The organism is Burkholderia plantarii, from assembly GCF_001411805.1.
Classification (GTDB): Bacteria; Pseudomonadota; Gammaproteobacteria; order Burkholderiales; family Burkholderiaceae; genus Burkholderia; species Burkholderia plantarii.
Window position 1 is genome coordinate 2,876,861 of the sequence record NZ_CP007213.1, and the last position, 25,760, is coordinate 2,902,620.

30 protein-coding genes are annotated in these 25,760 nt (G+C 69.8%); 13 read left to right on the plus strand and 17 right to left on the minus strand.

All coding sequences use genetic code 11. The features are described 5' to 3' along the window. Window positions 1–62: 62 nt before the first annotated feature. From bpln_RS28895 to bpln_RS28905, 3 genes are all read left to right on the plus strand, one after another. A complete protein-coding gene (locus tag bpln_RS28895; protein WP_042628567.1) occupies window positions 63–446 on the plus strand; it encodes an ElaB/YgaM/YqjD family protein in 384 nt (127 codons plus the stop codon). A gap of 52 nt (window positions 447–498) precedes the next feature. Next, complete coding sequence (locus bpln_RS28900) at window positions 499–1,086, plus strand: BPSL1445 family SYLF domain-containing lipoprotein (RefSeq protein ID WP_042628568.1); 588 nt, start codon at window positions 499–501, stop codon at window positions 1,084–1,086. Between the two features lie 185 nt (window positions 1,087–1,271). Continuing rightward, the gene (locus bpln_RS28905) at window positions 1,272–2,327 is read left to right on the plus strand and encodes an AI-2E family transporter (protein WP_042628569.1); all 1,056 of its coding nucleotides are present in this window, start codon (window positions 1,272–1,274) and stop codon (window positions 2,325–2,327) included. Window positions 2,328–2,480: 153 nt separating this feature from the next. On the opposite strand, the gene bpln_RS28910 is transcribed toward bpln_RS28905, so the two are convergent. The 3 genes from bpln_RS28910 to bpln_RS28920 all read right to left on the minus strand — a co-directional run bounded on the left by bpln_RS28910 (window position 2,481) and on the right by bpln_RS28920 (window position 6,937). Then, a complete protein-coding gene (locus bpln_RS28910; protein ID WP_055140740.1) occupies window positions 2,481–2,903 on the minus strand; it encodes a hypothetical protein in 423 nt (140 codons plus the stop codon). A 294-nt stretch (window positions 2,904–3,197) separates the two neighbouring features. Then, window positions 3,198–5,255, minus strand: a complete 2,058-nt coding sequence (locus bpln_RS28915) for a TonB-dependent receptor (protein WP_055140741.1) — start codon at window positions 5,253–5,255, stop codon at window positions 3,198–3,200. Between the two features lie 953 nt (window positions 5,256–6,208). Beyond that, the gene (locus tag bpln_RS28920) at window positions 6,209–6,937 is read right to left on the minus strand and encodes an SDR family oxidoreductase (protein WP_055140742.1); all 729 of its coding nucleotides are present in this window, start codon (window positions 6,935–6,937) and stop codon (window positions 6,209–6,211) included. Between the two features lie 146 nt (window positions 6,938–7,083). Between bpln_RS28920 and bpln_RS28925 the strand changes: the two genes are divergently transcribed. Then, window positions 7,084–8,031, plus strand: coding sequence for a LysR family transcriptional regulator (locus bpln_RS28925; protein WP_055140743.1), 948 nt, complete (start codon window positions 7,084–7,086; stop codon window positions 8,029–8,031). 314 nt (window positions 8,032–8,345) lie between these two features. Here the strand turns inward: bpln_RS28925 and bpln_RS28930 are convergent, their stop codons facing one another. Further along, window positions 8,346–9,599, minus strand: coding sequence for an MFS transporter (locus bpln_RS28930; RefSeq protein ID WP_063891349.1), 1,254 nt, complete (start codon window positions 9,597–9,599; stop codon window positions 8,346–8,348). A gap of 89 nt (window positions 9,600–9,688) precedes the next feature. Here bpln_RS28930 and pdxR point away from each other — a divergent pair, with 89 nt between their 5' ends. After that, complete coding sequence (gene pdxR / locus bpln_RS28935; RefSeq protein WP_158512085.1) at window positions 9,689–11,212, plus strand: MocR-like pyridoxine biosynthesis transcription factor PdxR; 1,524 nt, start codon at window positions 9,689–9,691, stop codon at window positions 11,210–11,212. Window positions 11,213–11,236: 24 nt separating this feature from the next. Here pdxR and bpln_RS28940 read toward each other — a convergent pair whose 3' ends face one another. The 12 genes from bpln_RS28940 to bpln_RS28995 form a co-directional block, all read right to left on the minus strand. Beyond that, window positions 11,237–12,922, minus strand: coding sequence for a helix-turn-helix domain-containing protein (locus bpln_RS28940; protein WP_055140745.1), 1,686 nt, complete (start codon window positions 12,920–12,922; stop codon window positions 11,237–11,239). A gap of 544 nt (window positions 12,923–13,466) precedes the next feature. Further along, a complete protein-coding gene (locus tag bpln_RS36325; RefSeq protein WP_148654223.1) occupies window positions 13,467–14,009 on the minus strand; it encodes a hypothetical protein in 543 nt (180 codons plus the stop codon). A gap of 26 nt (window positions 14,010–14,035) precedes the next feature. After that, a complete protein-coding gene (locus bpln_RS28950) occupies window positions 14,036–15,232 on the minus strand; it encodes a hypothetical protein (RefSeq protein WP_055140747.1) in 1,197 nt (398 codons plus the stop codon). Window positions 15,233–15,252: 20 nt separating this feature from the next. After that, on the minus strand, window positions 15,253–15,600 hold the full coding sequence (locus bpln_RS28955) for a hypothetical protein (RefSeq protein WP_042628579.1): 348 nt from the start codon (window positions 15,598–15,600) through the stop codon (window positions 15,253–15,255). 131 nt (window positions 15,601–15,731) lie between these two features. Then, entirely contained in the window at window positions 15,732–16,343 is a 612-nt protein-coding gene (locus bpln_RS28960; RefSeq protein ID WP_244132098.1) for a RebB family R body protein, read from the minus strand. Between the two features lie 29 nt (window positions 16,344–16,372). Continuing rightward, a complete protein-coding gene (locus bpln_RS28965) occupies window positions 16,373–16,582 on the minus strand; it encodes a RebB family R body protein (protein ID WP_042628581.1) in 210 nt (69 codons plus the stop codon). 66 nt (window positions 16,583–16,648) lie between these two features. After that, a complete protein-coding gene (locus bpln_RS28970; protein ID WP_055140749.1) occupies window positions 16,649–16,921 on the minus strand; it encodes a RebB family R body protein in 273 nt (90 codons plus the stop codon). A 36-nt stretch (window positions 16,922–16,957) separates the two neighbouring features. After that, window positions 16,958–17,230 (minus strand): RebB family R body protein, encoded by a 273-nt coding sequence (locus bpln_RS28975; RefSeq protein ID WP_042628583.1) that lies wholly within the window; start codon window positions 17,228–17,230, stop codon window positions 16,958–16,960. A 28-nt stretch (window positions 17,231–17,258) separates the two neighbouring features. After that, entirely contained in the window at window positions 17,259–17,528 is a 270-nt protein-coding gene (locus bpln_RS28980) for a RebB family R body protein (RefSeq protein ID WP_015877691.1), read from the minus strand. 46 nt (window positions 17,529–17,574) lie between these two features. Next, window positions 17,575–17,844, minus strand: a complete 270-nt coding sequence (locus bpln_RS28985; protein ID WP_042628584.1) for a RebB family R body protein — start codon at window positions 17,842–17,844, stop codon at window positions 17,575–17,577. Window positions 17,845–17,887: 43 nt separating this feature from the next. After that, on the minus strand, window positions 17,888–18,157 hold the full coding sequence (locus tag bpln_RS28990) for a RebB family R body protein (RefSeq protein WP_042628585.1): 270 nt from the start codon (window positions 18,155–18,157) through the stop codon (window positions 17,888–17,890). Window positions 18,158–18,202: 45 nt separating this feature from the next. Beyond that, window positions 18,203–18,493, minus strand: a complete 291-nt coding sequence (locus bpln_RS28995) for a RebB family R body protein (protein ID WP_042628586.1) — start codon at window positions 18,491–18,493, stop codon at window positions 18,203–18,205. Window positions 18,494–19,034: 541 nt separating this feature from the next. Between bpln_RS28995 and bpln_RS29000 the strand changes: the two genes are divergently transcribed. From bpln_RS29000 to bpln_RS29030, 8 genes are all read left to right on the plus strand, one after another. Continuing rightward, complete coding sequence (locus bpln_RS29000) at window positions 19,035–19,475, plus strand: hypothetical protein (protein WP_055140750.1); 441 nt, start codon at window positions 19,035–19,037, stop codon at window positions 19,473–19,475. Between the two features lie 23 nt (window positions 19,476–19,498). Continuing rightward, window positions 19,499–19,816, plus strand: coding sequence for a hypothetical protein (locus bpln_RS29005; RefSeq protein ID WP_042628588.1), 318 nt, complete (start codon window positions 19,499–19,501; stop codon window positions 19,814–19,816). A 74-nt stretch (window positions 19,817–19,890) separates the two neighbouring features. After that, window positions 19,891–20,589 carry a glycoside hydrolase domain-containing protein gene (locus bpln_RS29010; RefSeq protein WP_055140751.1) on the plus strand — a complete coding sequence of 233 codons (699 nt, stop codon included), beginning with the start codon at window positions 19,891–19,893 and terminating at the stop codon, window positions 20,587–20,589. Window positions 20,590–20,689: 100 nt separating this feature from the next. Then, window positions 20,690–20,869, plus strand: a complete 180-nt coding sequence (locus bpln_RS36330) for a hypothetical protein (RefSeq protein ID WP_148654224.1) — start codon at window positions 20,690–20,692, stop codon at window positions 20,867–20,869. Between the two features lie 106 nt (window positions 20,870–20,975). Beyond that, the gene (locus bpln_RS29015; protein ID WP_055140752.1) at window positions 20,976–21,185 is read left to right on the plus strand and encodes a hypothetical protein; all 210 of its coding nucleotides are present in this window, start codon (window positions 20,976–20,978) and stop codon (window positions 21,183–21,185) included. A 71-nt stretch (window positions 21,186–21,256) separates the two neighbouring features. Next, a complete protein-coding gene (locus tag bpln_RS29020; RefSeq protein ID WP_055140753.1) occupies window positions 21,257–22,417 on the plus strand; it encodes an epoxide hydrolase family protein in 1,161 nt (386 codons plus the stop codon). 543 nt (window positions 22,418–22,960) lie between these two features. Next, window positions 22,961–23,740 (plus strand): MBL fold metallo-hydrolase, encoded by a 780-nt coding sequence (locus bpln_RS29025; RefSeq protein WP_055140754.1) that lies wholly within the window; start codon window positions 22,961–22,963, stop codon window positions 23,738–23,740. Window positions 23,741–23,789: 49 nt separating this feature from the next. Further along, the gene (locus tag bpln_RS29030; RefSeq protein ID WP_055140755.1) at window positions 23,790–24,530 is read left to right on the plus strand and encodes an SDR family oxidoreductase; all 741 of its coding nucleotides are present in this window, start codon (window positions 23,790–23,792) and stop codon (window positions 24,528–24,530) included. 218 nt (window positions 24,531–24,748) lie between these two features. Here the strand turns inward: bpln_RS29030 and bpln_RS37505 are convergent, their stop codons facing one another. Further along, window positions 24,749–25,747 carry a thiamine pyrophosphate-binding protein gene (locus tag bpln_RS37505; RefSeq protein WP_082465477.1) on the minus strand — a complete coding sequence of 333 codons (999 nt, stop codon included), beginning with the start codon at window positions 25,745–25,747 and terminating at the stop codon, window positions 24,749–24,751. Window positions 25,748–25,760 lie beyond the last annotated feature (13 nt).

Below are 25,760 nucleotides of genomic sequence, written 5' to 3' on the forward strand. Positions count from 1 at the left end.
AATCACATCGGAGCAGCTCTCGCATCATCGACCTCATATCGATCCTAAGGAGAACGACAATCATGGCATTCACGAACAGCCTCGAAGACAAGCTCGATCGCGGCCTCCACGAAGTGCGCCGTACCGGCCGCCGCGTCGCTCGCGACACGCGCCACGCCGCCCGCGACCTCAATGCCGACGTCAAGGACGATGTGCGTTCGCTCGTCGAGGAACTCGAGGATCTGCTGAAGAAGGAAGACGCCGACGTCGACTCGCTGCGCAAGCGCCTGCACAGCCGCCTCGACGAAGTGCGCGGCACGCTCGACGACGCCGCCGACGATGCGCTCTACCGCCTGCGCGCCCAGGCCGAGCGCGTCTCGCAGGCCGTCCACGAGAATCCGTGGCAAACCGCCGGCGTCGTCGCCGGCCTCGCCTTCATCGCCGGCCTGCTGCTCGCACGCCGCTGAACCCGATCTCTGGCCTAGTACAAAACCCAACCTGCAACGAGGAGAAAAAACCATGCGTCAAGCATTTGTGATGAAAGCCGCAGCAGCCCTGGTCGTCGGCAGTGTCGCCCTGGCCGGCTGCACCACCACGCCGCCGAACGAAAAGCAGACCGCGGCGGAAAATTCGTCGAAGCGTCAGGCGATCAATTCGAGCGTCGACGCGACGCTCTCGCGCCTGTACTCGACGGTGCCGGGCTCGCGCGAACTGGTTGCCAAGTCGCGTGGCGTGCTGGTGTTCCCGAGCGTGCTGCAGGCCGGCTTCATCCTCGGCGCACAGACCGGCAACGGCGCCCTGCGCGTGGGCGGCAGCACGGTCGGCTACTACAACACCTCGTCGCTGTCGCTCGGCCTGCAGGCCGGCGCGCAGTCGAAGGCGGTCATCTTCCTGTTCATGACGCAGGACGCGCTCGACAAATTCCGCAGCACGGACGGCTGGTCGGCGGGCGCCGACGCGTCGGTGGCGGTCGTGAAGATCGGCGCGAACGGCGCGGTCGACTCGAACACGGTGCAGTCGCCGATCGAGGCGATCGTGCTGACCAACGCCGGCCTGATGGGCGACTTGTCGGTCAACGGCACGAAGGTCACGCGTATCAACCCGTAAGCGGCCCGTCCGCCTCGCAGCGCCGCGGCTCACGCCGCGGCGTTTTTTATTGCCCGCGCGCGACGCGGCCACGGCCGCCGCTACCCGCGCGCCGCGGTTGCAGGCATACTCGCGAAACTCCCATACCAACCGGGACACGCCGGCCCGCGCCGGTGTCGGTTCCTCACCTGCCGTTCGGGCGCCACATGGAAAGCGCGAAAGACCACCAAAAATTCTTCCAGTTCCTGCTGGCAGTCGTGACGATCGGCTTCTGCTGGATCCTGATTCCATTCTTCGGCGCGATCTTCTGGGGCACGATACTCGCGATCCTGTTCCAGCCCGTGCAGCGCTGGCTCGCCGCGCGCTTCGGCAAGCGCCGCAACCTCGCCGCGCTCGTCACGCTGTCGGCGATCGTGCTGATCGTGATCCTGCCGCTGACGTTCGTGGCCGCCACGCTGGTGCAGGAAATCGCCTACGCTTACCAGCAGATCAAGACCGCGCAGCCGAACATGACGCTCTATCTGCAGCAGGTCGTGCATGTGCTGCCGACCTCGCTGCAGCGCGTGCTTCACAGCTACGGGCTGGCCGACATCGCCGGCATCCAGAAGAAGCTGACCGACGGCGCCGCGGCGATCAGCCAGTTCGTGGCCACGCAGGCGTTCAGTATCGGCCAGAACACGTTCCAGTTCATGGTCAGCTTCGGCATCATGCTGTACCTGGTGTTCTTCCTGCTGCGCGACGGCGGCGAGATCGGCCGCCGCGTGCGCCGCGCGCTGCCGCTCGACGAGGACCACAAGCAGCTGCTGCTGAGCAAGTTCACGACGGTGGTGCGCGCCACCGTGAAGGGCAACATCGCCGTCGCGCTCGTGCAGGGCGCGCTGGGCGGCGTGATCTTCTGGATCCTCGGCATCGAGGGCGTGCTGCTGTGGGGCGCGCTGATGGCGTTCCTGTCGCTGCTGCCGGCAATCGGCGCGGGGCTCGTGTGGGGGCCGGCCGCGATCTATTTCGCGGTGACCGGCCAGTTCTGGAAATGCGCGATCCTGGTCGTGTTCTGCATCGGCGTGATCGGCCTCGTCGACAACCTGCTGCGCCCGATCCTGGTCGGCAAGGACACCAAGATGCCCGACTGGGTCGTGCTGATCTCGACGCTCGGCGGCATGGCGCTGTTCGGCATCAACGGCTTCGTGATCGGGCCGCTGGTGGCCGCGCTGTTCATGGCGAGCTGGGACATCTTCGCGCGCGCCGACCAGGCCGGCAGCTGACGGCCGGCGCCGCACTGCAGCTGTTGCCATGACGGCTGCGCGGCATCGCGGCCGCCGCGCTGGCAATGCAAAACGAACGGCCCGCGACACCCTCCGAGAGGAAAGGCGTCGCGGGCCGTTTGCCGTTCGAGGGAACGTCGCGGTCGCGCGGCGTTACTCGAACCGGAAGCGCATGTCCTTCACCAGCGCCTGCTGCCCCCAGACGAACGAGCAGACGCGCCCCGTCTCGACGCTGACAGCATCATTGCCGTTGCCCTGCGATTCGACGAGCGGCCGGCAGCCGCCCGTGATCGTCACGCTGTGCATGCCCTGCCTCGACAGCGGGAACTCGTTCGAATCGTCCTCGGGCACCGTGTGTGTGAGCGAGATGTTCTCGACGTAGTCGTCGGGCAGCATGAAGACGGGCGCGTCGTCCACCCAGAGCGTGTAGTAGTCGTGCTTGAACGGCGTCTGCTCGATGCAGAGCTTCGAGGTGTGGCTGCCCTGCGTCTGCGTCTGGCAGAGCGGCGCGGCCAGGCTCGCGCCGGCCATGCCGAGCAGCGCGGCGCTCAGGCAGATACCGAGACAGGCGCGCATCGCACGCCGTCCCGTCATGCTTCGTCTGGTCATGATTCGTCCCGGAAGGAGAGGCGGAGGAACAGTGATCCGGCGTGGCCCCCGGCGCTCGCGCGCCGCGGGTTGCCGTGATCCGCTTTCGGCGCGTGCCATCTTACCGAATTCGCGGCGCCGTCCGGCACGGCGCGTGTCGCGACGCGTATCGCGACATGCGTTCAAACGCACATGGCAACGCGTCTCACGCATCCGCGCGCGGCGCGCGAATCCGGATCCCCGACAACGCGCCGCGCCCGCCCCTGCGCCCGCAAGCAAGCGTCAGAACGTGGTGCGCAGGCCCACCATCACGCTGCGCCCACCCTCGGGCGCGAAATCGCGCACCACCGAGCTGGCGAGACGGATGTCCTGGTTGGTCAGGTTGTCGCCGCGCACGTAGGCGAGCCAGCGCGTCGCGCCGACGTGGAAGCGGTAGGTCAGCACCACGCCGAGCGAGGTATACCCGTCGGTGGCCAGGTCGTTCTCGGGCACGCGGTGCTGCGCCCAGGCGTGCGTGACCTGCGCGCGCGCGCCGAACGGCCCGTAGCCGTAGTCGGCCGCGAGCGTCGCGCGCAGCGGCGAGATGCGCGGCAGCGGCTCGCCGGTCTCGGCGTTGCGCGCATGCGTGTAGTCGCCCGTCAGTTCGAGATCGAGCGTGTGGGCGCCCTTCTCGAACGCACGCCACTTGCCGCTGAACTCGAAGCCGTAGAACTCGGCGCGCACGCCGCGATAGACGGCCTCGTCGAGCGCGTCGTCGGTGCCCGGCGCGACTGGTTCGCCGTCGTCGTCGACGAGCCGGCCGGTGTTGAACTCGGTCAGATAGTTCGAGAAGCGCGTGTAGAACACGCCGATGCTGCCTTTGTTCGGCCCGCTCGCGTAGCGCAGCGAGAGATCGGTGGAGACGGCCTTCTCCTTCTGCGCCGACGGATTGCCGATCAGGTACTGGCCGGTCGCGTCGTGCGGGCCGTTGGCATACAGCTCGTAGAAGGTGGGCGCGCGTTCGGTGTACGACACGCTGCCCGCCACCGACCAGACCGGATCGAGCTTGTAGAGCGCGCCGAACGACACGCTGCCGGTGGTGAAGCTGCGCGACTCGGCGCCGGCGAAGCGCTCGTTGCCGGCCGGCGTCGGATCGACCTTCACATGCTCGACGCGGCCGCCCAGGCTGAACTTCAGCGCCTGCGTCGCCTGCCATTCCTCGAGGCCGAACAGCGCGACGTTGGTGGTCTGCGTGGTGGGCACCAGCGCCTCGTCGCCGAGCGCCGAGAACGTGTTCTGCGAGGCCTGCACGCCGAACGCCCCCTCGAACGGCCCGATCCTGCGATGGCGCGCCTCGACGCGGAACTCGTAGCCGTGGTTGCGGAACGTGGTGGCGGTCTGGCCGTCGTCGATTTCCTTGTGCTCGTAGTCGCTGTAGCCGAAATCGAACTTCAGCTGCGAGATCGGTCCGGCGATGTTGCGGATCTCGGACGACGCGGCCACGCGCTGCTGGCGCATCCGCAGGCGCACGTCGCTCTCGGCCACCGAACCGTAGTTCGATTCGAAGCCGCTGTACGACAGGCCCGCGTAACCGTCCGCCCAGGTGTACGAGCCGCCCACCGCGCCACCGTGCGAGCGGCCGTCGCTGTTCGGCAGGCTGCCCGAGGGCTGGTCGGCGTCGGGGCCGTCGAGCGCGCGCTGGCGGTCCGAGCGCGCGAAGCCGGGAATCCGCAGCTTGCTGGCCTCGTCGTCGAACGCATCGACGTGGAACGCGAAGCGGCCGTTGCCGCCTTCCACGAGCGCCGCGCCCGCGCGCGCGTCGTTCGCGCCGCCGTAGCTGGCATCGACGGCGCCCGACACGCCCTTCAGCGCCTCGCGCGGAATCCGGTTGTCGATGGTGTTGACCACGCCGCCGATCGCGTTGCCGCCGTAGAGCAGCGCGGCCGGCCCACGCACGATCTCGACGCGCTCGACCGACAGCGGATTCTGCGGCACCGCGTGGTCGTAGGACAGCGACGACGCATCGTAGGACGCCACGCCGTTCTGCAGCAGCCGGATCCGGTCGCCGTCCATGCCGCGGATGATCGGGCGCCCCACCATCGGGCCGTAGGTCGTGGTGGACACGCCGGGCAGGCCGTCGAGCGTCGCGCCGAGCGAATTCGCGCGGCGCAGCGCGAGCGCGTCGCCGCCGAGCAAGGCGGTGGGCGAGATCAGTTCGGTGTCGCCGGTCGGGTTCGCGGTCACGAACACCGGCGCGAGCGTCGGCGTGGGCGTGACGATGGCCGGCGCGGGCGCCGCCGCGCCGGTGGCCGTGGAGCCGGTGGCCGCCGATTGCGCGCAGGCGAGGCTGGCCACGAACATCAGCGTCAGCGGCGGCAGCCCGCGCGCGGCGGAGCGAGGTGAAATACGGGACGAGACATGGGACGAAAGGCGGGACGAAAGGCGGGATGAAAAACGGGCGGAGTCGCGCATGTTGATCGAGAGTTGTCGTAAATGAGCCGGAATCCGCGCGCGTGCCCGCCATTCTCGACACGATATAACGTATCATTTCGCGCATGCGGTTCGGCCCCGATCAGATGGGCGTCACCGGCGCGAGAACCGGCCGGCGTGCGCGGGAGCGAGGGAATCACCGGACCGATATGTTATATCATTTCAAATTGTAACAACACACTTCCGAAAGGAAGATGCGACGGGATCGAAAGGAAGCTGCGGCAGGCTTCGGTGAGATGCCGAAACATCGCCGAAACAGGCAGCGCCGGGCCGCTGGGGGGCAGGCGCGTCAAGCCCGGCGGCGCTCGAGCGCTACCGGGCGGCGTCCGGGAACGCGACCGGTCATCGGTGCGGCGCCGTTCCGGCAAGATTCCGTAAGTCTCCTTAACCGCGCTTAACTGCCCGAAATTGACTCGCGGGCGCATCGACAGAAGAATGGGATCTGTCTCGCGATCATCTCCCCGGCCACCCCGGCACCCGGTGATCAGAGGCGGCCAGACGCCAGTCATACCCCCCCTCTTGACTGGATAATTATCGCCACGGAGCAATCCGTGGCTTTTTTTTGGCTTGTCGGTGCCGCGGCACGCCATGCATGCCGCCCCCAACGGTCGCCACGGCCCGACTTGCTGGCTGGCCGTTCATCGCGCCGCCGGACGGCGTCGGCGGACCGTGCGCGGCAACCTTTCGCCGAACGGCGTCGAGACCATCCGCGCCGGCGCGGGAACCGGTACGGGCCGCAAGCGCGGCGCAGTGACCGACGCGCGCGCTGCCGATACCACCGCGCGGTGCCGGCCGCCAGAACGCCGCTTCGTACCGACGCGCCATTACCAGCGCACGGTCCGGCCGCGATAGTCGAGATATTCGAGGCCGGGGCGCCCGCGCTTGTCCAGCAGCACGCGCACCACGCCGGGCACGCTTTCCTCGATCGACAGCCGCCCGTCGGGGCCGCCCAGTTCGGTGCGCACCCAGCCCGGCGCCATCAGCAGCATGGCGCGCGGCGTGCCGGCCTGACGCGCCGCGAAGCTGCGCATCAGCTGGTTCAGCGCCGCCTTGCTGCCGCGATAGACCTCGCGCTGGCCCGACTCGTTGTCGGCCACGCTGCCCTGCCCCGACGACATGACACCGATCAGCCCGTCGGCCGGCACCAGATCGCACAGCCGCTCCACCACGCGCATCGGGCTCAGCGCATTGGTGATCATCAGGTTCGTGAAATCCTCGGTCGAGACTTCGCCGATGGTCTGGTTCGGATCGGGATTGGTGGTGCCGGCGTTGACGAACAGGATCTCGAAACGACGGCCGGCCAGGCGCGCGCGCAGCGCCGCGAGTTCGTCGGGCCGCGTGATGTCGAGCGTCTCGATGCCGACGCGGCCCGGATGCGCGTCGGCCAGCTCGTGCAGGCGCGTGCGGCCGCTGCCGGCGCGCACGGTGCCCACCACCTGCCAGCCCTGCTCGACGAATTCCGCGGCCATCGCGTGGCCGAGGCCGCGCGAGGCACCGATCAGCAGGATCGTCGGCATCGTGGGTGAATGGGCGGAAGTCGGTGACGGTTGCATGGTGGCTCCTTGCCTGAGTGATGGAATGCGAGGGGATGCGATGCCATCGATTCTGGCCGCCGGGCACGCTTTGCACCAGACGCCGTGCCTGCAATCCATGCTTGCGCCGGACGCCTTCCGCCATGGCTTTCCGCTATGCTGCGGGAATGTCACGCGTCGATCTCAACCTCCTCACCGCGCTCGATGCGCTGCTGGCCGAGCGCAGCGTCACGGCGGCCGCGCGGCGCCTGAACCTGAGCGTGTCGGCCATGAGCCGCACGCTCACGCGCCTGCGCGCGGCCACCGGCGACCGCCTGCTGCTGCAGGCGGGCCGCACGCTGGTGCTGACGCCCTACGCCGAGCAGCTGAGCATGCGCCTGCCCGAACTGGCGCGCGAGGCGCAGGCGCTGCTGAGCCCCGCCGCGCATCGCTTCGACGCGGCCACGCTCGAGCGCGAGTTCACGCTGCGGGTCGGCGAGGGCTTCATCGACCTGCTCGGCGCGGCGCTGATGGCGCGCATCGCGCGCGCCGCGCCCGGCGTGCGGCTGCGCTTCACGCCGAAGCCGGACTGGGATGCCCGGCCGCTGCGCGAGGGCGGGATCGATCTGGAGATCGGCACGGTGCGGACCTCGGCGCCGGAGATGCGCACGCGGCGGCTGTTTCGGGACCATTACACGGGGGTGGCGCGGCTGGGGCACCCGCTGCTGGAGGGCGCCGCCGTCGGCGCCGCGAGCTGGGCGGCCGGCATGCACGTGATGGTCGCGCGCGCCGGGCAGGCCGACAGCCCGGTGGACGCCGCGCTCGCCTCGCTGGGGCTGCGCAGGACGGTGTCGATGGTGGTGCCGTCCTATCCCGCGGCGATGCAGGTGGCCCGTTATTCGGACCTGCTCGCCGTGGTCCCGCACTCGTGCCTCGGCAACGCGTTCGCCCCCGATCACGCGGCCGCCAACGGCCTGCAAGGCTTCGCGCTGCCGCTGTCGATGCCGGCGTTCGACATCTCCGCGATCTGGCATCCGCGCCTCGACCAGGACCCGGCGCAGCGCTGGCTGCGCGGCGAGGTGCTGGCGCTGGGGCGGGCGGCCTATCCGCGCGAGACCGCGGGGGAAGCGCCGTAGGCGCATGAGCGCGCCATGGCCCCGCGCCAACCACCCGGCACACCGCTCACGCTCAAGGCCGGAACATCGCCCGCGCCGCCGGGCACGCTCAGGTCCATGATCGTGGCGAGTTCGCCGACCGGCAGCCCGGTGGACGCCTTCGACGCGACACGGTCGGCGCGCGCCGCGGCCACGTCGGGACGGTGCAGCCTCGCGCCGCCCGGCTGGCCGACGCAGCCGGAAAGGCGGCGACGTCGGGACGGAAGAAACGGTTCGGTTGCGGCATGACCCGGAACGCCATGCGGTGAAAAACGATCCGGCCGCGAGGCGGCCGATCAGCCGCGCGCGCGCTCGTCGGGCGTCGCCACGGCCGGCAAGGCCGAAGCGATCCGCCCTGCCGCGTGCCGGCGCCGGGCGGCGCGCGACGCATGCGGCGCGCCATCGCCGCGCGCGCCCGCGAGCAGGATCGACAGTTCGAGCAACGCGGCCAGCAGCAGCACGCCCAGCAGCGCGCCGCGTCCGCAGTGGACCAGCAGCCACGCGCCCAGTACCGGAAAGCCGAACACGCCGACGAAATAGGACAGCACGAACCAGGTCAGCGCCGCATGCCGGAAGGCGGCTGGCGCGTCGTTGACGGCGCGCGTCTGGATCAGCGAATAGACGAGCCCGTAGCCGACGCCGACCAGCATCGCCGAGACCATCTGGAACACCGGATGCACGGCCACCGCGAACATGGCGGCAACGCCGAGCGCCATCGCGACCAGCAGCCCGGCCGCCAGCGGCCGCGGCGGCAGCGAGGCCAGCACGCGGCCGAGCAGCAGCCTCGCCGCCACCACCGTACAGGCATTGACGGCATAGAAGACGGCCGCCGGCGCGGCGGTGCCGGCCACCAGCGAGGACTGGAACGTCAGCAGTCCCGAGAACACGCAGGCCCCGCAGCCCGCCATCAGAATCGGGCGCAGCGCGGCGCCGCGCGCGATCACGGCAAGCGGACGCAGCCAGGCGCGTACCGCCCGCGAGCGCGGCGCATGCGGCGCGTGCAGGCCGAACCGCCACAGCGCCGCGGCGGCCAGCAGACAGCCGGCGCCGACCAGCCGGAAAGCGAAGTCCACCGGCAGGCCCGCCTGCTGGACGGCGAACTGCAGCGCCACCGGGCTGCCGCCGATGCCGGCCATCTGGAACGCGCCGAAGTGCGAGAACCAGCGCGCGCGCTCGTGGTCGGCGATGCGCTCCGAGAGCGCCAGCGGCGCGCCGAGATAGAACATGCCCCAGCCGAGCCCGATCAGCAGCCCGGCCGCCAGCGACACGCCGCGCGCGAGGCCCGGCGTGCCGGCGAGCCACTCGAAGCCGGCCGCGATCGCGCAACAGGCCAGCGCGCTCATGCGCGCGGCGTCAAAGCGCGCCGAGAACCAGCCGACCAGCGGCACGCCGACGAAGGTGCCGAGCATCGCCGCGCCGAGCGTGGCGCCGGTGTCGAGATCGCCGCCGCCGCGCACGCGGTAGTAGCCGGACAGCAGGAACGTGGCACCGTAGCCGGAGGCCGCGAGCAGCGTGGCGGAGAACAGCAGGGAGGCAGCGAATCGGCGCATGGCGGGTGACGGCGAGCGAACCGGTGGGCAAGAAGTGGTTTGATAATATCGGCGAATTTTCCATAATCCAGAGCCACTTTCCCATGCCGATGCGAACCACTTCGAATCCGGGCGCGCCGCGCTCGCCGCGCTCGCCGCGTCGGCGCGAAAGCGCGGCGGCCGGCTTCGCTCCCGCCCTCGATACCGCGTCGCCCGTGCCGGCGGTGCGGCAGCTCTATCTGCACCTGCGCGACGGCATCGTCGGCGGCGTGCTGCGCCCGGGGCATCGCCTGCCCGCCACGCGCACCGCGGCGCTGGAATGGGGCGTCTCGCGCGGCGTGATCACCGAGGCCTACGAAATGCTGATCGCGGAGGGCTACGCGCTCGGGCGGCACGGCTCGGGCACCTACGTCGCCGCCGGCCTGCCGGCGCTGCCGATCCATGGCGGCAACCTGCGCGCCGCCGCCTCGGCGGGCGGCCCGCGCACGGTTTCCGTGGCGGCGCGGCTGGCCCGACGGCTGGAGACGGCGTTCCCGGCGCAGATCGCGTTCGCGACCGGGCGCGTCACGCACGACGCGCGCACCGCGAACCTGCTGAAGCGGCTCGCGCACCGGCATCTCGACTACGCGCGCGACGGCTATCGCGATCCGCAGGGCGAGCCCGCGCTGCGCGAGGCCGTGGCCGCCTATCTGACCGCCTCGCGCGGCGTGTGCTGCACGCCGGCGCAGATCTTCATCACCGCCGGCACCCAGCAGGCCATGGATCTCGCGATCCGCACGCTGCTCACGCCGGGCGACACCGCGCTGGTGGAGGACCCCTGTTATCCGCCCGCGCGCCAGGCGCTGGTGCTCAACGGCGCGCGGCTCGTGGGCATCCCGGTGGACGACGACGGCATCCGCACCGCGGCGCTCGACGCGTACCGCGGCACGCCGCCCGCGCTCGTCTACGTCACGCCGTCGCATCAGTACCCCACCGGCGCCGCGCTGCCGCTCGCGCGCCGGCTCCAGCTGCTGGCGTTCGCGCAGCGCCACGGCAGCTGGATCATCGAAGACGACTACGACAGCGAATTCCGCTACGAGGGCCATTCGATCGCGTCGCTGCAGGGACTCGACGCGAACGGCCGCGTGATCTACGCCGGCTCGTTCAGCAAGGCCCTGCTGCCCGGCCTGCGCGTGGGCTACCTGGTGGTGCCGGACGATCTGGTGGCGGCCTTCCGCGCCGTGCGCCCAATCATCGACCGGTTCGCGCCGCCGCTGCCCCAGCGGGTGGTGGCCGACTTCCTCAACGAAGGCTATTTCCCCGCCCATCTGCGCCGGCTGCGCGAAAGCCATCGGAGCGCGCGCGACTTCCTCGCCGAATGTCTCGCGGCACGGCTGGCCGCGCATCTGGTGGCGCCGGTGCCGCGCCAGGGCGTGCATCTGAGCGCCGCCGGCACCGGCACCTGGCACGACGATCGCGCGCTCGCGCGCGCGGCGCTGGCCGCCGGCGTCGTCGTCACGCCGGTCTCGCCGATGCATCTGCGCGCGCCGGCCGTGCCGCGGCTGCTGCTCGGCTTCTCCGGCCTGAGCGAGGCCGAGACCGATCAGGCCACGCGGCGGCTGGCCCGCGTGTTCGAGACGCACGCGCGCGGCTGACGGCCGCGCGCGCGCCTCGATCCGTCACGGCGCGAACCGCATCCGGTATTCGCGCGGGCTGCAGCCGGTGATGCGCTTGAAGCAGCGCTCGAAGTGGCTCAGGTCGGCGAAGCCGAGCCGGATCGCGACGTCGGACACGCGCACCATGCGCGATTCGCAGAGCAGGTCGCGCGCGCGCTGCACCCGCATGTGCTGGAGCAGGGTCTTGAAGTTCACGCCGAGATGGCGCCGGAACAGCGCGGTGAGATGCGAGGCGCTGGTACACGCGGCGGACGCGAGGTCGGGCTGGGTCAGCGGATCGCAGTAGTGCGCCGCGAGATGGCGCAGCGCGCGCACCAGCGCCCGCGGCAGCATCGCCTCCGCCTCGCCGCCCGCGCCGTGCTCGGTCTGCAGCACGTAGTGCGCCCACGACGAGGGCGTGCGCGGCAGCGCGCGCGCGTCGGCGCTCGCGTGGCGCTCGCCGGATCCGGCAGCCGGACTCGCGACGACGGGCGCGTCGCCCGCGAGCGGCGCCGCGTCGGGCGCGGCCGGCGCCAGCAGCAACGGGGCCGGCGCCGCCAGGCCGCGCGCGCGATCGATCGCGGCAACCGGCGCGGCCGCGGGCGCGAGGTCGCTGAGCCGCACGCTGCGGTCCTGCACCGACAGCGCCAGCTGCGCGGCCAGCCGCGTCAGTTCGAGCTGGTTTTCCGGCCAGGCGCGGCGCTCGAGCGACTGCCACGCGTCGTCGTCGCAATGCAGTTCGATGTCGTGGCCGACGCACTGGCAGACGTGCGAGAACAGCGCGCGCAGATCGTCGATGCGCGCGCGCAGCGGCGGCACGTGGAGTTCGACGAGACTGAGCTCGGCCATCAGCGCGCGCGGCAGCGCCAGCGCGCTCATCAGCTGCTCGGCGCGCGCGAGCCCCGACGAGACCAGATGGCAGGCCTCCCCCTTGGCGGGCGAACTCGCCCACTGCCCGAGCCGCGACGGCAGATAGCCGGGCAGCTCGCACAACAGCGCCGGGTCCATGTCCTGGATGCCGTTGATGTAGAGCGTGCCGCCCTTGGCGCGCGCGAACCATTCGGCCGGCGAGCCTTCGGGATGCGCGCCGCGGATCTCGACGAACGGCGCGTCGACGCCGCAGCGAAACACATGCAGCGCGCCTGCCACCGAACTCGGGTCGGTGCCGAACTCGCCGGCGAGGTAGACCGGGAAATGGCTGCGCACGGCCACCTCGAGATGCTCGGTGAAGCGCTGGATCGCGCGGCCCGCGCCCACCCACAGCGTGGAGCGCGCCATCGGCCCGAGGTTCGCCGCCTGGAACGTGTGCCGCAGCACCACCCAGCGCAGCCGCCGCACCAGCTCGGCGACCAGCGCCGAGGTGTTCGCGTCGGTGCCCGCGCCCGGCAGCCAGAACAGCTGCAGCGTGCCGAGCCGGCGGCCGGCGAAGCGCAGCACGAGCGTCTCGGCGGCGCGCTCGGCGAGCGTGCCGGCGCCGCAGGCCATGCCGGTGGCCGACCAGCACAGCGGCGGCTGGGCCACCGTCGGGCCGGGCGGCGCCCAACTGCTGCCGGCGCCGCCCTGCTCCAGGTTCAGCATGATCTCGCTGACCGGCAGCCAGCCCTTCACGTTGCCCAGCAGCGTGGACAGGAACGCGCTGTTGTCCCCGCCCCGCGCGACCGATTCCTGCCATAGGGCTTCCAGTTCGTCCGTGGTTGGCAGAGGCAACATCGCATTCGTCTCCGAAATGATCTGCCTTGGTCTCTCGTACTCAAGCTGCGTCTTCATCATATGGCCCCGTAACACGCTTCGTGCCGATCGCACCGCAACGTTCCGGAGTGCAGAACAGTTCACGCGACGACGTCGGCATGATTCATTTGATTCCGTCCGATCTCTCTCACCTCGAACGGCAGCTCCGGCCAGACCATGCGAATGCGCACAACGATGCCGATCGCGCTCGCAAGGCGGCAACTCCCAGGACAATCAGATCGCCGGCGTGCGCAGGTGATCGGAGTGTGACGTCCGCGCCCGCTCCGGGCCGCCGCTCGGGCCGCCGGTGCCGCGCGGTCCGCCGGTGCCGCGCGGTCCGGCGTTCGCGCCGCGGCCGGATCGGCGTGGCATGGCACACACGCCACGCCGATCCGGCCTCCCGCGATCACGCGCGAGGCCCGCCGTCATGCGGATCGCCGGCACCGGCGCCGGTATGCGACGGCCAGCGGCGCGCCCCGCGAGCACGACGACGATGCTCGCGCCGCCGCGAGGCCGGGCGCGCGCCTCAGCTCCGGCCGCCTTTACCCGTGCCCGAACCCGCCCCCGAACCGGCGGTACCCGCCACCGCGTTCTGCACGCTCTGATCGCTGCCTTGCGTGGCCGTCACCGCGGCCGGTACCCCGCCTGCCGCGTTCGACGCGAGTTTCTGCGTCACCTGCGTGAGCTGCTGCTCGGTCATCTGCATCGCGCTCGTGATCTGCTGCCGGGCGGTCTGCATCGCCTGCGCCATCGCGCTCTCGTACTGCCGGATGTTCGCCTCGACCAGCTGCTGCGCGCCGGCGACCGCGACCTGCGCCTGCCGGGTCGCCGCCGTGACGGCGGCATACGGATCGGGCACGGCGGCCGGTGCCGAGGTGGCGGGCGCGGCGGGGGCCGAGGCCGCCGTCGCGGCATCGCCCGACGGGGAAGACGACGCGGACGACGACGGCGGCGCGGACGAGGCCGGCGACGAAGCCGGCGCGGCGGCCGGCGGCGACTTCGCGGCCGGTGCCGTGGCGGCCTGCGTCGCCGCCGACGGCTTCTGACTGGAGGAACTGGCTTTGGTCATGGTGGCCTTTCGGAACAAGGAGAGAGTCATGCCGCGTACCCGAGCGCGAAATCATCGAGCGAGGCGCTCGACGACGGGGTGGTTTGCGATTGCGTGCCGCCGCTCTTGTCGGCGCTCTTGCCGCCGGGCGCGGGCGTCGCGCCCGACGTGCCCGACGATCCGCCGGACGCCGCGCCCGGCGAGGTGTCGGCGATGAAATCGTCGAGCGAGATCACGCCGTGCTTGTCGAGGCACAGCACCGCGCCCTGCGTGCCGCGGCGCAGCTCGTAGGAACAGGTGCGGCCGTCCTGCCCCATCCGCGCGGACACGCTGGTGACCGACGACAGCAGGATCTGCGCCGCCGTGGTGTAGCGCCAGAGCGCGGTGCGCACGTCGGGCTCGCTGCCCCCCGGATAGCCGGTGCGCTGGATCATGCGCAGCGCGCCGAGCGAGAGCCGTGAAAAACCGAGCTGGCGCGATTGCGCATACCAGTCGCGCACCACCTGCACGACCGTGTCCGGCGTCGGCAAGCCGCGCAGCTGCGGCCCTTCCAGGCTGCCGAACAGCTCGGGCAGCGTGGCGTGCAGCAGCGTCTGCGCCTGCGCGGCGAGGTTGCGGGCCGACAGCACCTGGTGAAAGCGCAGGTAGTCGACGAACTCCATCGGCGTGCGCGCCTCGGCGGCGGCGAACGCGGCCGAGGCCTGCGTCCCGGCCGGCGTGCTCGGCGCCTCGTTCGCGTCGGCGCTGGTGCTGCTCGGCACCGTGCGCATCAGTTCGACCAGCGCGCCGGCGTCGTCGAGCGACAGGCACTGGAACACCGGGCTCGTGTCGATGCCGAGCTGGCCGAGCCAGGTCGGCAGCGCGGCGAGGTCGGCGCGGCGCACCAGCTTGTGCCGCACCAGCAGGCTCGCCAGCTGGTTCTCCAGCACCGGGTCGGGCCCGGCCTTGCCCTGCGCCTCGACGCTCGTCAGCGTCTGCAGGTCGTTGCCGTCCATCGTCATCAGCTTGGCGGGACTCACCAGCAGCTCCGACACCGGCAGCAGGCACAACGGATCGCCATGCAGGCCCTGCTGCACGGCGCACAGCATCTGGGTTTCATCGGGCAGCCTGAAATGCTGCCCCGGCGACTGGATCGCCCATTGCAGCCACTGGACTCCGCCGTCGATCAGGCTCAAACAGGAGCGCGCCGAAGCGGATAGCCGGGAGGGCTGCTGGATTTGGCTCGCAGCGATATGCAGCGTCATGGAAACGTCTCCGTCGTCGATCAGCCTGCGGGGAATTCTTTGAGCAGCGCCGCCGCGGTGCTGCTGATCTGGCCGAAATCGCTCGACGCGGAGGTGACGAGCGACTGCGCCTGCTGCAGCACCGTGACGTATTTCGCGTCGCCGGTGGCGAGCAGCTGCGCCATGGCCACGCCGGCCGCCGTGGTGGCGATCGTGGCGATGTTGCGCAGCGCGTCGGTGGCGTCCTGGATCGCGATCGCCGACGATTGCGCGACCGCCTGGTAGGCCTTGCCGGCGCCGCTCGTGAGCACCACCTGCGGGCTCATCGTCGCCAGTTGCGACTGGTTGATCACATCGACCACTTGAGGATTCACATTCGGGGTACTCATCGATAACTCCGTAGCGTGGGCATCGCGCCGGACTTCAGCCGGGCCGCGGCATCACTGCGATGACGAATTCGGCGCCGGCGTTCATGTCGCGCCATTGCCGGACGATTGTCGGTTCGGGCCGGACCCGCTTCCTATTTCCCGGTCGAAGTCGACGTGCTCGACGCACTCGAGGTGCCCGTCGAGGTGGAGGTGCTCAGCGACGTCGACAGGCTCACGGAACTCGAGGCCCCCGTCGACGCCGAGGTGCCCGACGAGGTCGACTGGCTCGTCGAGGTGGAGGCGGACGACACGCCGCCCTGGAGCTTGGTCGACAGGTTCTGCATGTCCTGCTGCGCCTGGGTGGCGGTGATCTGCGCCAGCTGCGCCTGGGTCTGCAGCGTGGCCAGCGCGGCCTGCGCCTGCGCGTTGGCCGCGGCCACCACGGCGGCGGGATCGGCCGGCGCGGGCGGCCCGGGCAGCGGCTCGATGCCCGGCGGCGGCTCGGCGGCCGGCGGCGGCGCCGGCTTGAGGTCGAACGGCACGCTCAGCATCTTCGCGCAGGCCGTCGTGACGGCGGCCGCGCTCATCATGCCGGAGCCCTGCTGCCGGTTGACCGCGTTGTACATCGCGATGCCGAGCGTTTCCAGCAGCACCGCGTCCAGCATGCCGAACGCCTGTGCCGGCGCCTGCCCGGTGGCGAGCGTAACGATGCTGGCGTTGGCATCGATGATCTGACTGTTGACCGTATCAGGCACGTTGCTCATGTTCGATTCCATTCAATGAGGTTGATCCATCACGACGACTGCCCGCCCGAGGCCGACGCCAGTATCTTGGCGAGCACCTGCGCCAGCGCCGCTTCGCCCAGCACCTGCCCGCGCTGCTGGCTGGCGACGGCGTTGGCCATCGCCAGCGCGATGCTGTCGGCCATGGCGAGGTAGGTCATCCCCATGGCGGCGGAAGGCGCCAGCGCGACCGGCAGCCCGTCCGGTTCGGCGATGCTCATGATCGCGGCGTCACCCGCCGCCCGATTTCACGGCCGGGCCGGGACCTTGCATGGCGTCCGCGGGCGTCAGACCAGGCCGAGGATCTTCTGCGAGACGACCCCCGTGGTGGCGGTCTCCATGCCCAGCAGCGTCGAGATCCCCTGCGTGGTGCTGGTCTGCATCGTCACGTAGGACTGGTTCTGGTTGTTGGTCGCGTTGTGCGCGGCGTTCGACAGCGCCTGGCCGGTGGCGACGAACAGGTTGCCCATGGCGACCGCCGGCGCGGTGCCCACGACCTCGGTATTGGCCTGGGAAACCGAATCGGTGATCTGGCTGTTGACTGCGGTAGGAAAAGCCATCGTGATTGCTCCGTTTCAAGAGAAGGGGGACCGGACTCAGGCGGCGGCGAGAACCTTCGCCGTCGCCATGCCGGTCGCGCTCGTGTCCAGCGAATACAGCAGCGAGACGCCCATGGTCGTCGCGGCCTGCGCGGTCACGTACATCTGCTGCTGCGCCATGGTCGCGTTGTGCGCGGCGTTGGCCAGCGCCTGCGCCGTGGCCTGGTAGAGATTGCCCATCGCGATGCTGGCGGCGACGCCCAGCACCTGCACGTTGGACTGGGTGACCGAATCGGTGATCTGATCGTTGACGGTGGTCGGGAAGGCCATGAAGACGTCTCCTGGTAGGCGCTAGGCGTTACGCGTTGAGGATCTTCGTCGTCGCCACGCCGGTGCTGGCCGTATCGATCGAGTACAGCGTCGCGACGCCCATCGTGGTGGCCGTCTGCGCCGTCACGTAGCTCTGCTGCTGCGCGTTGGTGGCGTTGTGCGCGGCGTTGGCGAGCGCCTGCGCCGTGGCCTGGAACAGGTTGCCCATCGCGATGGCCGGCGCGTCGCCGAGCACCTTGGTGTTGGCCTGCGTGATCGAATCGGTGATCTGGTCGTTGACGGCGGTCGGAAATGCCATGGTCTGACTCCTTTCTTCAGTTAGGTGGATACGACTGCGGGACTACTCAGCTGTTGAGGATCTTCGAGGTCGCGATGCCGTCGGCCGCCGTGTCGAGCGAATAGAGCGTGGACACGCCCATCGTGGTGGCGGCCTGGGACGTCACGTAGCTCTGCTGCTGCGCATTGGTGGCGTTGTGCGCGGCGTTGGCCAGCGCCTGCGCCGTGGCCTGGAACAGGTTGCCCATCGCGATCGCGGGCGCATCGCCCAGCACTTTGGTGTTGGCCTGCGTGACCGAATCGGTGATCTGGTCGTTGACGGCGGTCGGGAATGCCATGGTGTGACTCCTTTCAGTTGGGTGAGGACGGTAACGGCGCTACTCAGCTCTTGAGGATCTTCGAGGTGGCGATGCCGTCGGTGGCCGTGTCGATCGCGTAGAGCGTCGCGACGCCCATCGTGGTGGCGGCCTGGGACGTCACGTAGCTCTGCTGCTGCGCGTTGGTGGCGTTGTGCGCGGCGTTCGCGAGCGCCTGGGCCGTGGCCTGGAACAGGTTGCCCATGGCGATCGCGGGAGCGTCGCCCAGCACCTTGGTGTTGGCTTGCGTGACCGAATCGGTGATCTGACTGTTGACTGCGGTGGGAAAGGCCATGTGGGGTCTCCTGGATTAAGCGTTGGTTACAAAGATGCCGGCGAATCAGCCGCCGAGGCCCTTCACGCCGGTCTTCAGGATCTGGCTCGTGGCGACGCCGTCGGTCGCCGTGTCGATCGCGTAGAGCGTGGCCACGCCCATCGTCGTGGACGACTGCGAGGTCACGTAGCTCTGCTGCTGCGCGTTGGTGGCGTTGTGCGCGGCGTTGGCGAGCGCCTGCGCCGTGGCTTGGTAGAGGTTGCCCATCGCCATGGCCGGCGCGTCGCCCAGCACTTTCGTGTTGGCTTGCGTGACCGAATCGGTGATTTGATCGTTCACGGAGGTGGGAAATGCCATTTGCAGCTCCTTGTGTAAGTCGGAATGGATTCACCGATATCGGCGAAGAATTCGACACGCGGCGAATTTTCGTTCCGGCGATGTCTTGGGGCAAAGTCTATGAATTGAGCCCCGGCAAAGCTTGAAGAAACCAATGGATATGGCGAACCGGGAATTCGCGCGAAAACGCGTCGCCGCCACGAAAATGCGGTTTCGGCAGTGCATGGATTCGTCGGATGTGATGATTTAGCGCGAAACTAATTGATCCGCGCCCCGAATGGCGCCGCCGCGAGCCCCGACCGTCAAGGCGCGGGCCCTTTTTGATTTGGCCGACGCGGGCGGATTTCGCCATCGCACGCGCCCTCCGGCCGGCGCGAAACCGCCGCGCGGCACGGCCCTTGCCATGCAGCACGCCATTTATTGGCAAACGCGCTTATTTCGACGGCCTTTCACACGCCGCATTCGCAAGAAAATGCCCGAGGACAATCGATTCGTTCAAGACCTGAATATCGACGGTCCCTAGACTGAGCCCGGTGATATGTCATTTACCGAGCGAACGACCATGAAACGGCATGCCCCCTTTTGTCTCGTCCTGTGTTGCGCGATCGCCGGCGGATGCAGTCCGATTCCCTACGACGCCCGCGCCGACCAGCAGATCGAGACGCTGACGCGCGACCTCGATTCCCGCGTGATCGCCTGGCGCATCCGGGCCGAGGACGGCGGCGCCGCGATTCCCTACGACGCCGGCTTCTACGCCGCGATCGAGGCGCAGCTGGCCGGGCTGCGGATCAGGATCGGCGCCGCCGCCGGCCGCTCGAACCAGGACATCGGCACGACGCTCGCCAGCCTCGGCGACCAGATCGACCGCCTGCGCCGCCTGCATCGCCAGCAAAACACGCTCGACGCGCCGTTCCTCGCCGCCGAGCTGCAGCTGCTGAACGCCCAGCTTTCCACCCTCACCACCTATGAGCTGGCGCTGAAGAACGGCGCGCCGGCCCGCTGACCCCCACCAGGAAATCCGCCCTCATGACCACCAACTGGAACACCGCCCTCGACGACGCCACCCGCGCGGCACGCACCAGCCTCGCGGGCGCCTGGGACGCGGTTGCCGAAAGCGCCCCGCCCCGCATCGCGGAACTGACCGCCGCCGCGCAGTACATCGCCGAGCACGAACAGGAGATGACGCGCGACGAGGCGCAGCTGCTCGCGAGCCAGTATCAGGAGGCGCTGCGCAACGTGCTGCTCGCCGGGCAGGCGATCGACGAGGCCGCCGCGCACAACGCCGTGGTGGCCGTGATGTGCAGCCTCGCGGGCGCGGCGCCCGCGCTCGCGCGCTTCGTCTAGCGGCCGGGCCGGCGCCGCGTGCGGTTTTCAACCAATCATTTCGTTTTACTTATTAAAAATCAGGAGGATACAGGATGAACTTCCATGCGGGATTCGACACCGACCAGTTCCCGGGGCTCGCGCAGCTGCAGTGGCTCAAGTCCAACACCAACCTCGCCTGGTGCGGCTACTACCTCGCGCCGGCGCCCAGCCACGACGACCGGAGCTGGATGGGCAACCGCGCCGCGCTGCTCGCGCAGGGCTGGGGCCTGCTGCCGATCTTCCTCGGCCAGCAGACCATCGGCCCGGGTTCGCACGACGTACACGGCGGACAGGGCAGCACGGACGGCCTGGCCGCCGTGCAGCTGATGCACGACGAGGGCTTTCCCGCGCGCAGCTACGTGTTCATCGACTGGGAGGACGGCAGCGCGCTCGGCGCCGACTCGAAGGACTACCTCACCGCATGGGTCACGGCCGTCAACGCCGCCGGCTATCAGCCGGGCATCTACTGCTCGCACGACCTGGCCGGCGCGATGGCGGCGATTCTCGCCGGCGTGCAGCCGCCCTGCGACGGCCGCATCTGGGCCTGGAAGGTGGGGCAAGCCAATACGCATGACTACGCCTGCGCCCCCGACGGGTTTCCGTGCGCGGACCCGACGCTGTGCGGCTACGACGCCGCGGTCGCCTGGCAGTGCGAGCAGAACTGCGTGCTGTCGCTGCCGGGGGCGCCGAGCGAAACGATGTCGGCGGACCTGAGCACGTCGAGCCTGGCGGACCCGTCGGCGGCGGCGTAGCGCTCCCGGCCGGGCGGCGTCGCGGCCGGGCCGGCCGGCCATCGATCGGGATGACAAGGTCACTCCCGCATCGCTTCATCGTTCGACATGGAAAACCTTCATGCCAGCCCGCAGGAATTTCTTGCCCGAGCGCGCCGCCAGCAAGAACGACGCCATCGACCCGCACATTCCGGGCAACGTCATCGTCTACCGGTTCGGCGACATCAACAAGGCAGTCGACTGGCCATCCCGCAAACGCCAGGCAAGCGGAGGCAATTCTGCGCGCCCTTCCGATAGATAACGATCCGGGCAACTTCGCGCTCCTGCTGGCGTCCTTCGGCTCCCAATCCGGGGACAGCGCCGGCAATCCGTTCATCCCGGTGGCCACCAGCCCCGACGATCCGCTCATGAACGGAGAAGGGTGGGTCCAGGCGATTCTCGAGGCCGTCTCCAATCTCGTGACATTTTCCGTTCCGTTCACCTCGTTGTTTCGCTCTTCGCCGGCCAAGCCGCTTTCCAGGCGTGAGACGGAGTGGCTTTGCCACGACGCCGATCAGATGCCGAGCCACTACCAGGCCGAGGTGCAGGCCAACCCGCACAAGGCGCGGGCCGGGTAGCGCGCGTTCGGCTACCATGACTCGCCGCCCCGGCCCCATGCCATGCATCGTGACGAGACAGGAACCGCCCCATGCCCCCGCGAACCTTCAGGATCGACATCCCGCAAGCGCAGCTCGACGATCTGCACCGGCGCCTGCGCGCCGCGCGCCTGCCCGCCGCGCTCGATGCCGAACGCTGGGACGACGGCGCGAGCCTCGCGTTCATGCGGCGGCTGGCCGACCACTGGCTGCACCGCTTCGACTGGCGCGCGCAGGAGGCGCGGCTGAACCGCCTGCCCCACTTTCTGGCGAACATCGACGGCCTCGACATCCATTTCATCCACCAGCGCGGCACCGGCCCGGCGCCGCTGCCGCTGGTGCTCACGCACGGCTGGCCCGGTTCGTTCGTCGAGATGGAGCACGTGATCCCGATGCTCGCGGACCCCGCCGCGCACGGCGGCGACGCGGCCGACGCGTTCCATGTGGTGGTGCCGTCGCTGCCCGGCTTCGGCTTTTCCGCGCCGCCGGTCGGCCCCGGCATGGGCGCGTGGCGCGTCGCCGGCCTGTGGCGCGCGCTGATGCAGGCGCTCGGCTATGAACGCTTCGCCGCGCAGGGCGGCGACATCGGCGCGGCGGTTTCGATGTGGCTCGCGCGCCGCTTTCCCGAGCAGCTGATCGGCCTGCACCTGAACTACGTTCCCGGCAGCTACCGGCCGCCGCTCGGCGCCGGCATGCCGCCCGTGACGGGCGCCGAACAGGCCTACCTCGATACCGCCGCCGCGTGGTCGGCCAGCGAAGGCGCCTACGCGGCCGAGCAAGGCACCAAGCCGCAGACGCTGGCCTATGCGATGACGGATTCGCCGCTCGGCCTCGCCGCCTGGATCGTCGAGAAATTCCGCGCCTGGAGCGATTGCGACGGCGACCTCGAACGCGTCTTCACGCTCGACGAATTGCTGACCGACATCTCGATCTACTGGTTCGGCGGCATGCTCGACGCCTCGTTTCGGATCTACAAGGAGAACCGCGCGCGCCCGCTCGCATTCGACACGGCGGAGCGCGTGATCCCGCCGCTCGGCATGGCCGCGTTTCCGCGCGAACTGCCGACGCCGCCGCGCGCGTGGCTCGAACGCGTGTTCGACGTGCGGCGCTGGACCGCGATGCCGCGCGGCGGACACTTCGCGGCGCTGGAGCAACCCGGGTTGCTGGTGGAGGAGATCCGCGCGATGTTCCGGCCGCTGCGCGACGCGAACTAACGGCGGGCCGCGTCGGAATCCGTGCCATGCCGGCGACGCCGTGGCCCGGCGCCGCCGCAGTTTCCCGCAGTTTCCCGCCGGGCCATGCCGCCACCGGGCCGCGACGGGCCGGGCTGGCGCGACGGCGATCGGTCCCGGTCGCACCGCGCCGGCACATGCCTCGTTTCCGGCCCGCCGTCGTTCGCGAACGAACAGGCGGGCCGCGCCGGCCCGATCTGCCGCCGACCTCCCCGCCGGCTCGCCGCCCCGTCGGACCGCTCCACATCCTCGACCCGCCCGGTCGTGTCGATCCTCCCGGCCGCGCGCCGCGATGCGGGGCGGGCCACGCGGACGATCGCGCCGGCGTTGAACGAAATCGATCAGCCGGTGTTCGAGTTTGGGGAATTCTCGAAACGGCACCCCGTTGATTAGGATGGTGTCGGGTCACGGCGCAGCGGCGATCACGATCGCCAGGCCACTGCGCCGGACGTTTCGAGTCCGTCCATCGCGGTTCGTCGGGCACTCGGATGCCGCGGCTGCGAAATCGAGTTGAAGGAACACACCATGACAATCACAAACGTCACGTTGATCGGCGGGCCGACCGTCGTGATCGAAATCGGCGGGTTTCGCCTGCTGACCGATCCGACATTCGATCCCCCGGGGATCTACCACCCCTACAAGGACAAGCCGATCGAATTTCACAAGACCACCGGCCCCGCCCTGTCGCCGGAGCAAATCGGTCAAGTCGATGCGGTTCTGCTCAGCCACGATCACCACTTCGACAATCTGGACAACGCCGGGCGCGCCATGCTCCCGTCCGTCAAGCTGGCGTATACGACCCGCTCCGGCGAGCAGCGCCTGCAAGGCAACGCCGTCGGTCTCGCCCCCTACGAAACGAAGTCGCTGCACGGTGCCGACGGCCGGCACCTTTACATCACCGGCACCCCGGCCCGTCACGGGCCGGTCGGCATCGAGCCGCTTTCGGGCGATGTCATCGGGTTCCTGATTGGCGAGAACGAACCCGGCGACGCCGTCTACGTCACCGGCGACACGGTCTGGTACGAAGGCACCGCCGATATCGCCCGGCGCTACTCCCCGAAGCTGGTGATCCTGTTTACCGGTGCCGCCGAACCTCGCGGCCGGTTTCAGATGACCATGGACAGCAACGATGCACTCGCGGCCGCGCATGCGTTTCCGAACGCGTCGATTCTCGCGGTCCACAACGAAGGCTGGCGGCACAACACGGAAACCGCCGACGAACTCGCGGCGGTGTTCCAGACGCTCGGCGTCGGCGCCCGCCTCACGGCGCTGGAGCGCGGCAAGCCCAGCCGCTTCGAGTGGTGAGCGCAGGCCGCGCACCGACAAACCTTTCCTGATCCCGACAGAGGGCAATGTGAACGAAGGCATCGAAAACAAAGTTATCCTGATCATCGGCGGCGCGGGCGGTATCGGCGCGGCATCGGCACGGCTGCTCGCCTCCCGGGGCGCACGCATGGCGATCGCCGATCTGCATGAGGGGCGGCTCGCCGCGGTCGTCGAATCGATCGGCGAGGCGGGCGGAGACGTCAAGGGCTATCGCGTCGACGCCACCGACAAGGATCAGGTCAGGTCGATGGTCGACGCGGTGGTCGCCGACTTCGGCAGGCTGGACGTGCTGGTGGGCTGCGCCGGCGTCATGTACATCAGGCCGATGGCGGAGTTGAACACCGACGAGTGGGAAACCACGATCGATCTCAACATCAAGTCAGTCCTTTGGGGAATCGCCGCGGCGCTGCCGATCTTTCAAGCGCAGCAGTCCGGCCATTTCATCAACATGGGATCGGTGGCGGGCGTCAAGGTGTTCTCGCCGGGCGGCGCGGTCCATTCCGGCTCGAAATTCGCGGTCCGCGCCATCTCGGAGGGATTGAGATCGGAAGTCGGGGACGCGATTCGCGTGACCACCATCTCGCCGGGCGCGGTGGATAGCGGCATGCAGAACAAGACGACCGGCACCGACTCGCGGCGCATCCTCGAGTTGTACAGGAAGGCGATCCCCGTCAGCGCGGTGGCGAACGCGATGGCTTACGTGATCGAACAACCCGCCAATGTCGACGTCAACGAGATCGTGATTCGCCCCACTTCCCAGGTGCAGTAGCCGGCCGGCGCCGGCGCGGCGGCCCGGCGGACGGGTACGGTTTCCGCTGGAGCGGCCCGTGGGTTCGGTCGGCCATCGCGCGCTTGGCCATTCGAACCGTTCCTCGCCGTCCATCACGACTCGCCTCGCGGCGCCCCGGCTCGATTCGCGGGCCGCCTCGCACCGCTGATGTCGGACCGGCGAACCAGGCACACGGCGGCCGGCAACGGCCGCGACACTCAGGCCGTGGCGGCGGCGGAGCGGCGCTCGAAGGCAAGCCGCGATCGATGCCCGGCCGGCAACGTCCCGGCCGGGCGCAGCCGTGCCGCCGCACAAAGATCGGCCTGCGCGGCCGCGTTCTCGAATGCGCCCACCGCCTGAAACGCGGCGGCCGCAACCGCATGCACGCGCCATTGCGCGAGCGGGACGTGCATGCCCGCCTCGAGCGCCCGCGCCGCGAAGGCGACCGCATCGTCGGGCGCCCCCGCCATCAGTGCCACTCGCGCGCGCGCCTCCCATGCCAGCGCGTGCCACGCGCGCGCGTCGGCTGCCGCCGCCAGACCGACCAGATGCTCCGCGTGCCGCAACGCGGCGGCGGCGTCGCGATTCGCCAGATGCGCATGCACGCATCCCCATTCCATCGCGAGCCGCCAGTACCAGTCCAGATGAACAGGCAGGCGGTTCATCTGCCCGCGCGCCTCGTCCAGGTGACCCAGCGCCGTCGCGCCGTCGCCGAGCCCGATGTCAGCCAGACCGCAGAAGATCGGCGAAATCCGTCGTTCGACCGGCAACACGTGATCGCCGGACGGCGCCGGCTGCATCGCCGCATGCGCGGCCTGCCCGCACGCCAGTATCACGGCGGTAAGCCTGCCCGTCGCCAGCGCCTCTCCCTGCGCGGCAAACGCCCCGGCTTCCTCGTGGCGCATGTGAACCCATTCGATCGGGCTGTCGCTCATCGCATGGACCAGCCGGTTGAGCGTGTCGCCGACGATACCGTGGCAGCGCCTCACCCCGGCCGCCTGGAGGACGTCGACAATCGCTTCGGCAACTTTCGTACTCGTCCCACTCCCCGTTGGTTCGCTTCGATCTCCGAAGCCTGAATGAACGGGTGGAAACCGCCTATCCCCCGCTTGGGAGTACGTGGCGAGCGCACGTGCCGCCACGGCACGGCCACGCCCCGCTCGGGTTTTGACGCCCGCGTTCCGGCACGATTGACAGCGCCGGGACAACTGCCGCATCGTATCGCCACCA

What these genes read in the sequence shown, in the direction of transcription:
- bpln_RS36325 (WP_148654223.1), bottom strand. Translation starts at nt 14,009, where the DNA reads ATGACCAAAGCCAGTTCCTCCAGTCAGAAGCCGTCGGCGGCGACGCAG.
- bpln_RS28960 (WP_244132098.1), bottom strand. Translation starts at nt 16,343, where the DNA reads ATGAGCAACGTGCCTGATACGGTCAACAGTCAGATCATCGATGCCAAC.
- bpln_RS29005 (WP_042628588.1), top strand. Translation starts at nt 19,499, where the DNA reads ATGACCACCAACTGGAACACCGCCCTCGACGACGCCACCCGCGCGGCA.
- bpln_RS28955 (WP_042628579.1), bottom strand. Translation starts at nt 15,600, where the DNA reads ATGAGTACCCCGAATGTGAATCCTCAAGTGGTCGATGTGATCAACCAG.
- bpln_RS28980 (WP_015877691.1), bottom strand. Translation starts at nt 17,528, where the DNA reads ATGGCATTTCCGACCGCCGTCAACGACCAGATCACCGATTCGATCACG.
- bpln_RS29015 (WP_055140752.1), top strand. Translation starts at nt 20,976, where the DNA reads ATGAACGGAGAAGGGTGGGTCCAGGCGATTCTCGAGGCCGTCTCCAAT.
- bpln_RS28990 (WP_042628585.1), bottom strand. Translation starts at nt 18,157, where the DNA reads ATGGCCTTTCCCACCGCAGTCAACAGTCAGATCACCGATTCGGTCACG.
- pdxR (WP_158512085.1), top strand. Translation starts at nt 9,689, where the DNA reads ATGCGAACCACTTCGAATCCGGGCGCGCCGCGCTCGCCGCGCTCGCCG.
- bpln_RS28985 (WP_042628584.1), bottom strand. Translation starts at nt 17,844, where the DNA reads ATGGCATTCCCGACCGCCGTCAACGACCAGATCACCGATTCGGTCACG.
- bpln_RS29025 (WP_055140754.1), top strand. Translation starts at nt 22,961, where the DNA reads ATGACAATCACAAACGTCACGTTGATCGGCGGGCCGACCGTCGTGATC.
- bpln_RS29020 (WP_055140753.1), top strand. Translation starts at nt 21,257, where the DNA reads ATGCCCCCGCGAACCTTCAGGATCGACATCCCGCAAGCGCAGCTCGAC.
- bpln_RS28995 (WP_042628586.1), bottom strand. Translation starts at nt 18,493, where the DNA reads ATGGCATTTCCCACCTCCGTGAACGATCAAATCACCGATTCGGTCACG.
- bpln_RS28975 (WP_042628583.1), bottom strand. Translation starts at nt 17,230, where the DNA reads ATGGCCTTCCCGACCACCGTCAACGATCAGATCACCGATTCGGTCACC.
- bpln_RS36330 (WP_148654224.1), top strand. Translation starts at nt 20,690, where the DNA reads ATGCCAGCCCGCAGGAATTTCTTGCCCGAGCGCGCCGCCAGCAAGAAC.
- bpln_RS29000 (WP_055140750.1), top strand. Translation starts at nt 19,035, where the DNA reads ATGAAACGGCATGCCCCCTTTTGTCTCGTCCTGTGTTGCGCGATCGCC.
- bpln_RS28925 (WP_055140743.1), top strand. Translation starts at nt 7,084, where the DNA reads ATGTCACGCGTCGATCTCAACCTCCTCACCGCGCTCGATGCGCTGCTG.
- bpln_RS29010 (WP_055140751.1), top strand. Translation starts at nt 19,891, where the DNA reads ATGAACTTCCATGCGGGATTCGACACCGACCAGTTCCCGGGGCTCGCG.
- bpln_RS28900 (WP_042628568.1), top strand. Translation starts at nt 499, where the DNA reads ATGCGTCAAGCATTTGTGATGAAAGCCGCAGCAGCCCTGGTCGTCGGC.
- bpln_RS28905 (WP_042628569.1), top strand. Translation starts at nt 1,272, where the DNA reads ATGGAAAGCGCGAAAGACCACCAAAAATTCTTCCAGTTCCTGCTGGCA.
- bpln_RS28910 (WP_055140740.1), bottom strand. Translation starts at nt 2,903, where the DNA reads ATGCGCGCCTGTCTCGGTATCTGCCTGAGCGCCGCGCTGCTCGGCATG.
- bpln_RS28920 (WP_055140742.1), bottom strand. Translation starts at nt 6,937, where the DNA reads ATGCAACCGTCACCGACTTCCGCCCATTCACCCACGATGCCGACGATC.
- bpln_RS28970 (WP_055140749.1), bottom strand. Translation starts at nt 16,921, where the DNA reads ATGGCTTTTCCTACCGCAGTCAACAGCCAGATCACCGATTCGGTTTCC.
- bpln_RS28930 (WP_063891349.1), bottom strand. Translation starts at nt 9,599, where the DNA reads ATGCGCCGATTCGCTGCCTCCCTGCTGTTCTCCGCCACGCTGCTCGCG.
- bpln_RS37505 (WP_082465477.1), bottom strand. Translation starts at nt 25,747, where the DNA reads ATGCGGCAGTTGTCCCGGCGCTGTCAATCGTGCCGGAACGCGGGCGTC.
- bpln_RS28965 (WP_042628581.1), bottom strand. Translation starts at nt 16,582, where the DNA reads ATGAGCATCGCCGAACCGGACGGGCTGCCGGTCGCGCTGGCGCCTTCC.
- bpln_RS28915 (WP_055140741.1), bottom strand. Translation starts at nt 5,255, where the DNA reads ATGTTCGTGGCCAGCCTCGCCTGCGCGCAATCGGCGGCCACCGGCTCC.
- bpln_RS28940 (WP_055140745.1), bottom strand. Translation starts at nt 12,922, where the DNA reads ATGTTGCCTCTGCCAACCACGGACGAACTGGAAGCCCTATGGCAGGAA.
- bpln_RS28950 (WP_055140747.1), bottom strand. Translation starts at nt 15,232, where the DNA reads ATGACGCTGCATATCGCTGCGAGCCAAATCCAGCAGCCCTCCCGGCTA.
- bpln_RS28895 (WP_042628567.1), top strand. Translation starts at nt 63, where the DNA reads ATGGCATTCACGAACAGCCTCGAAGACAAGCTCGATCGCGGCCTCCAC.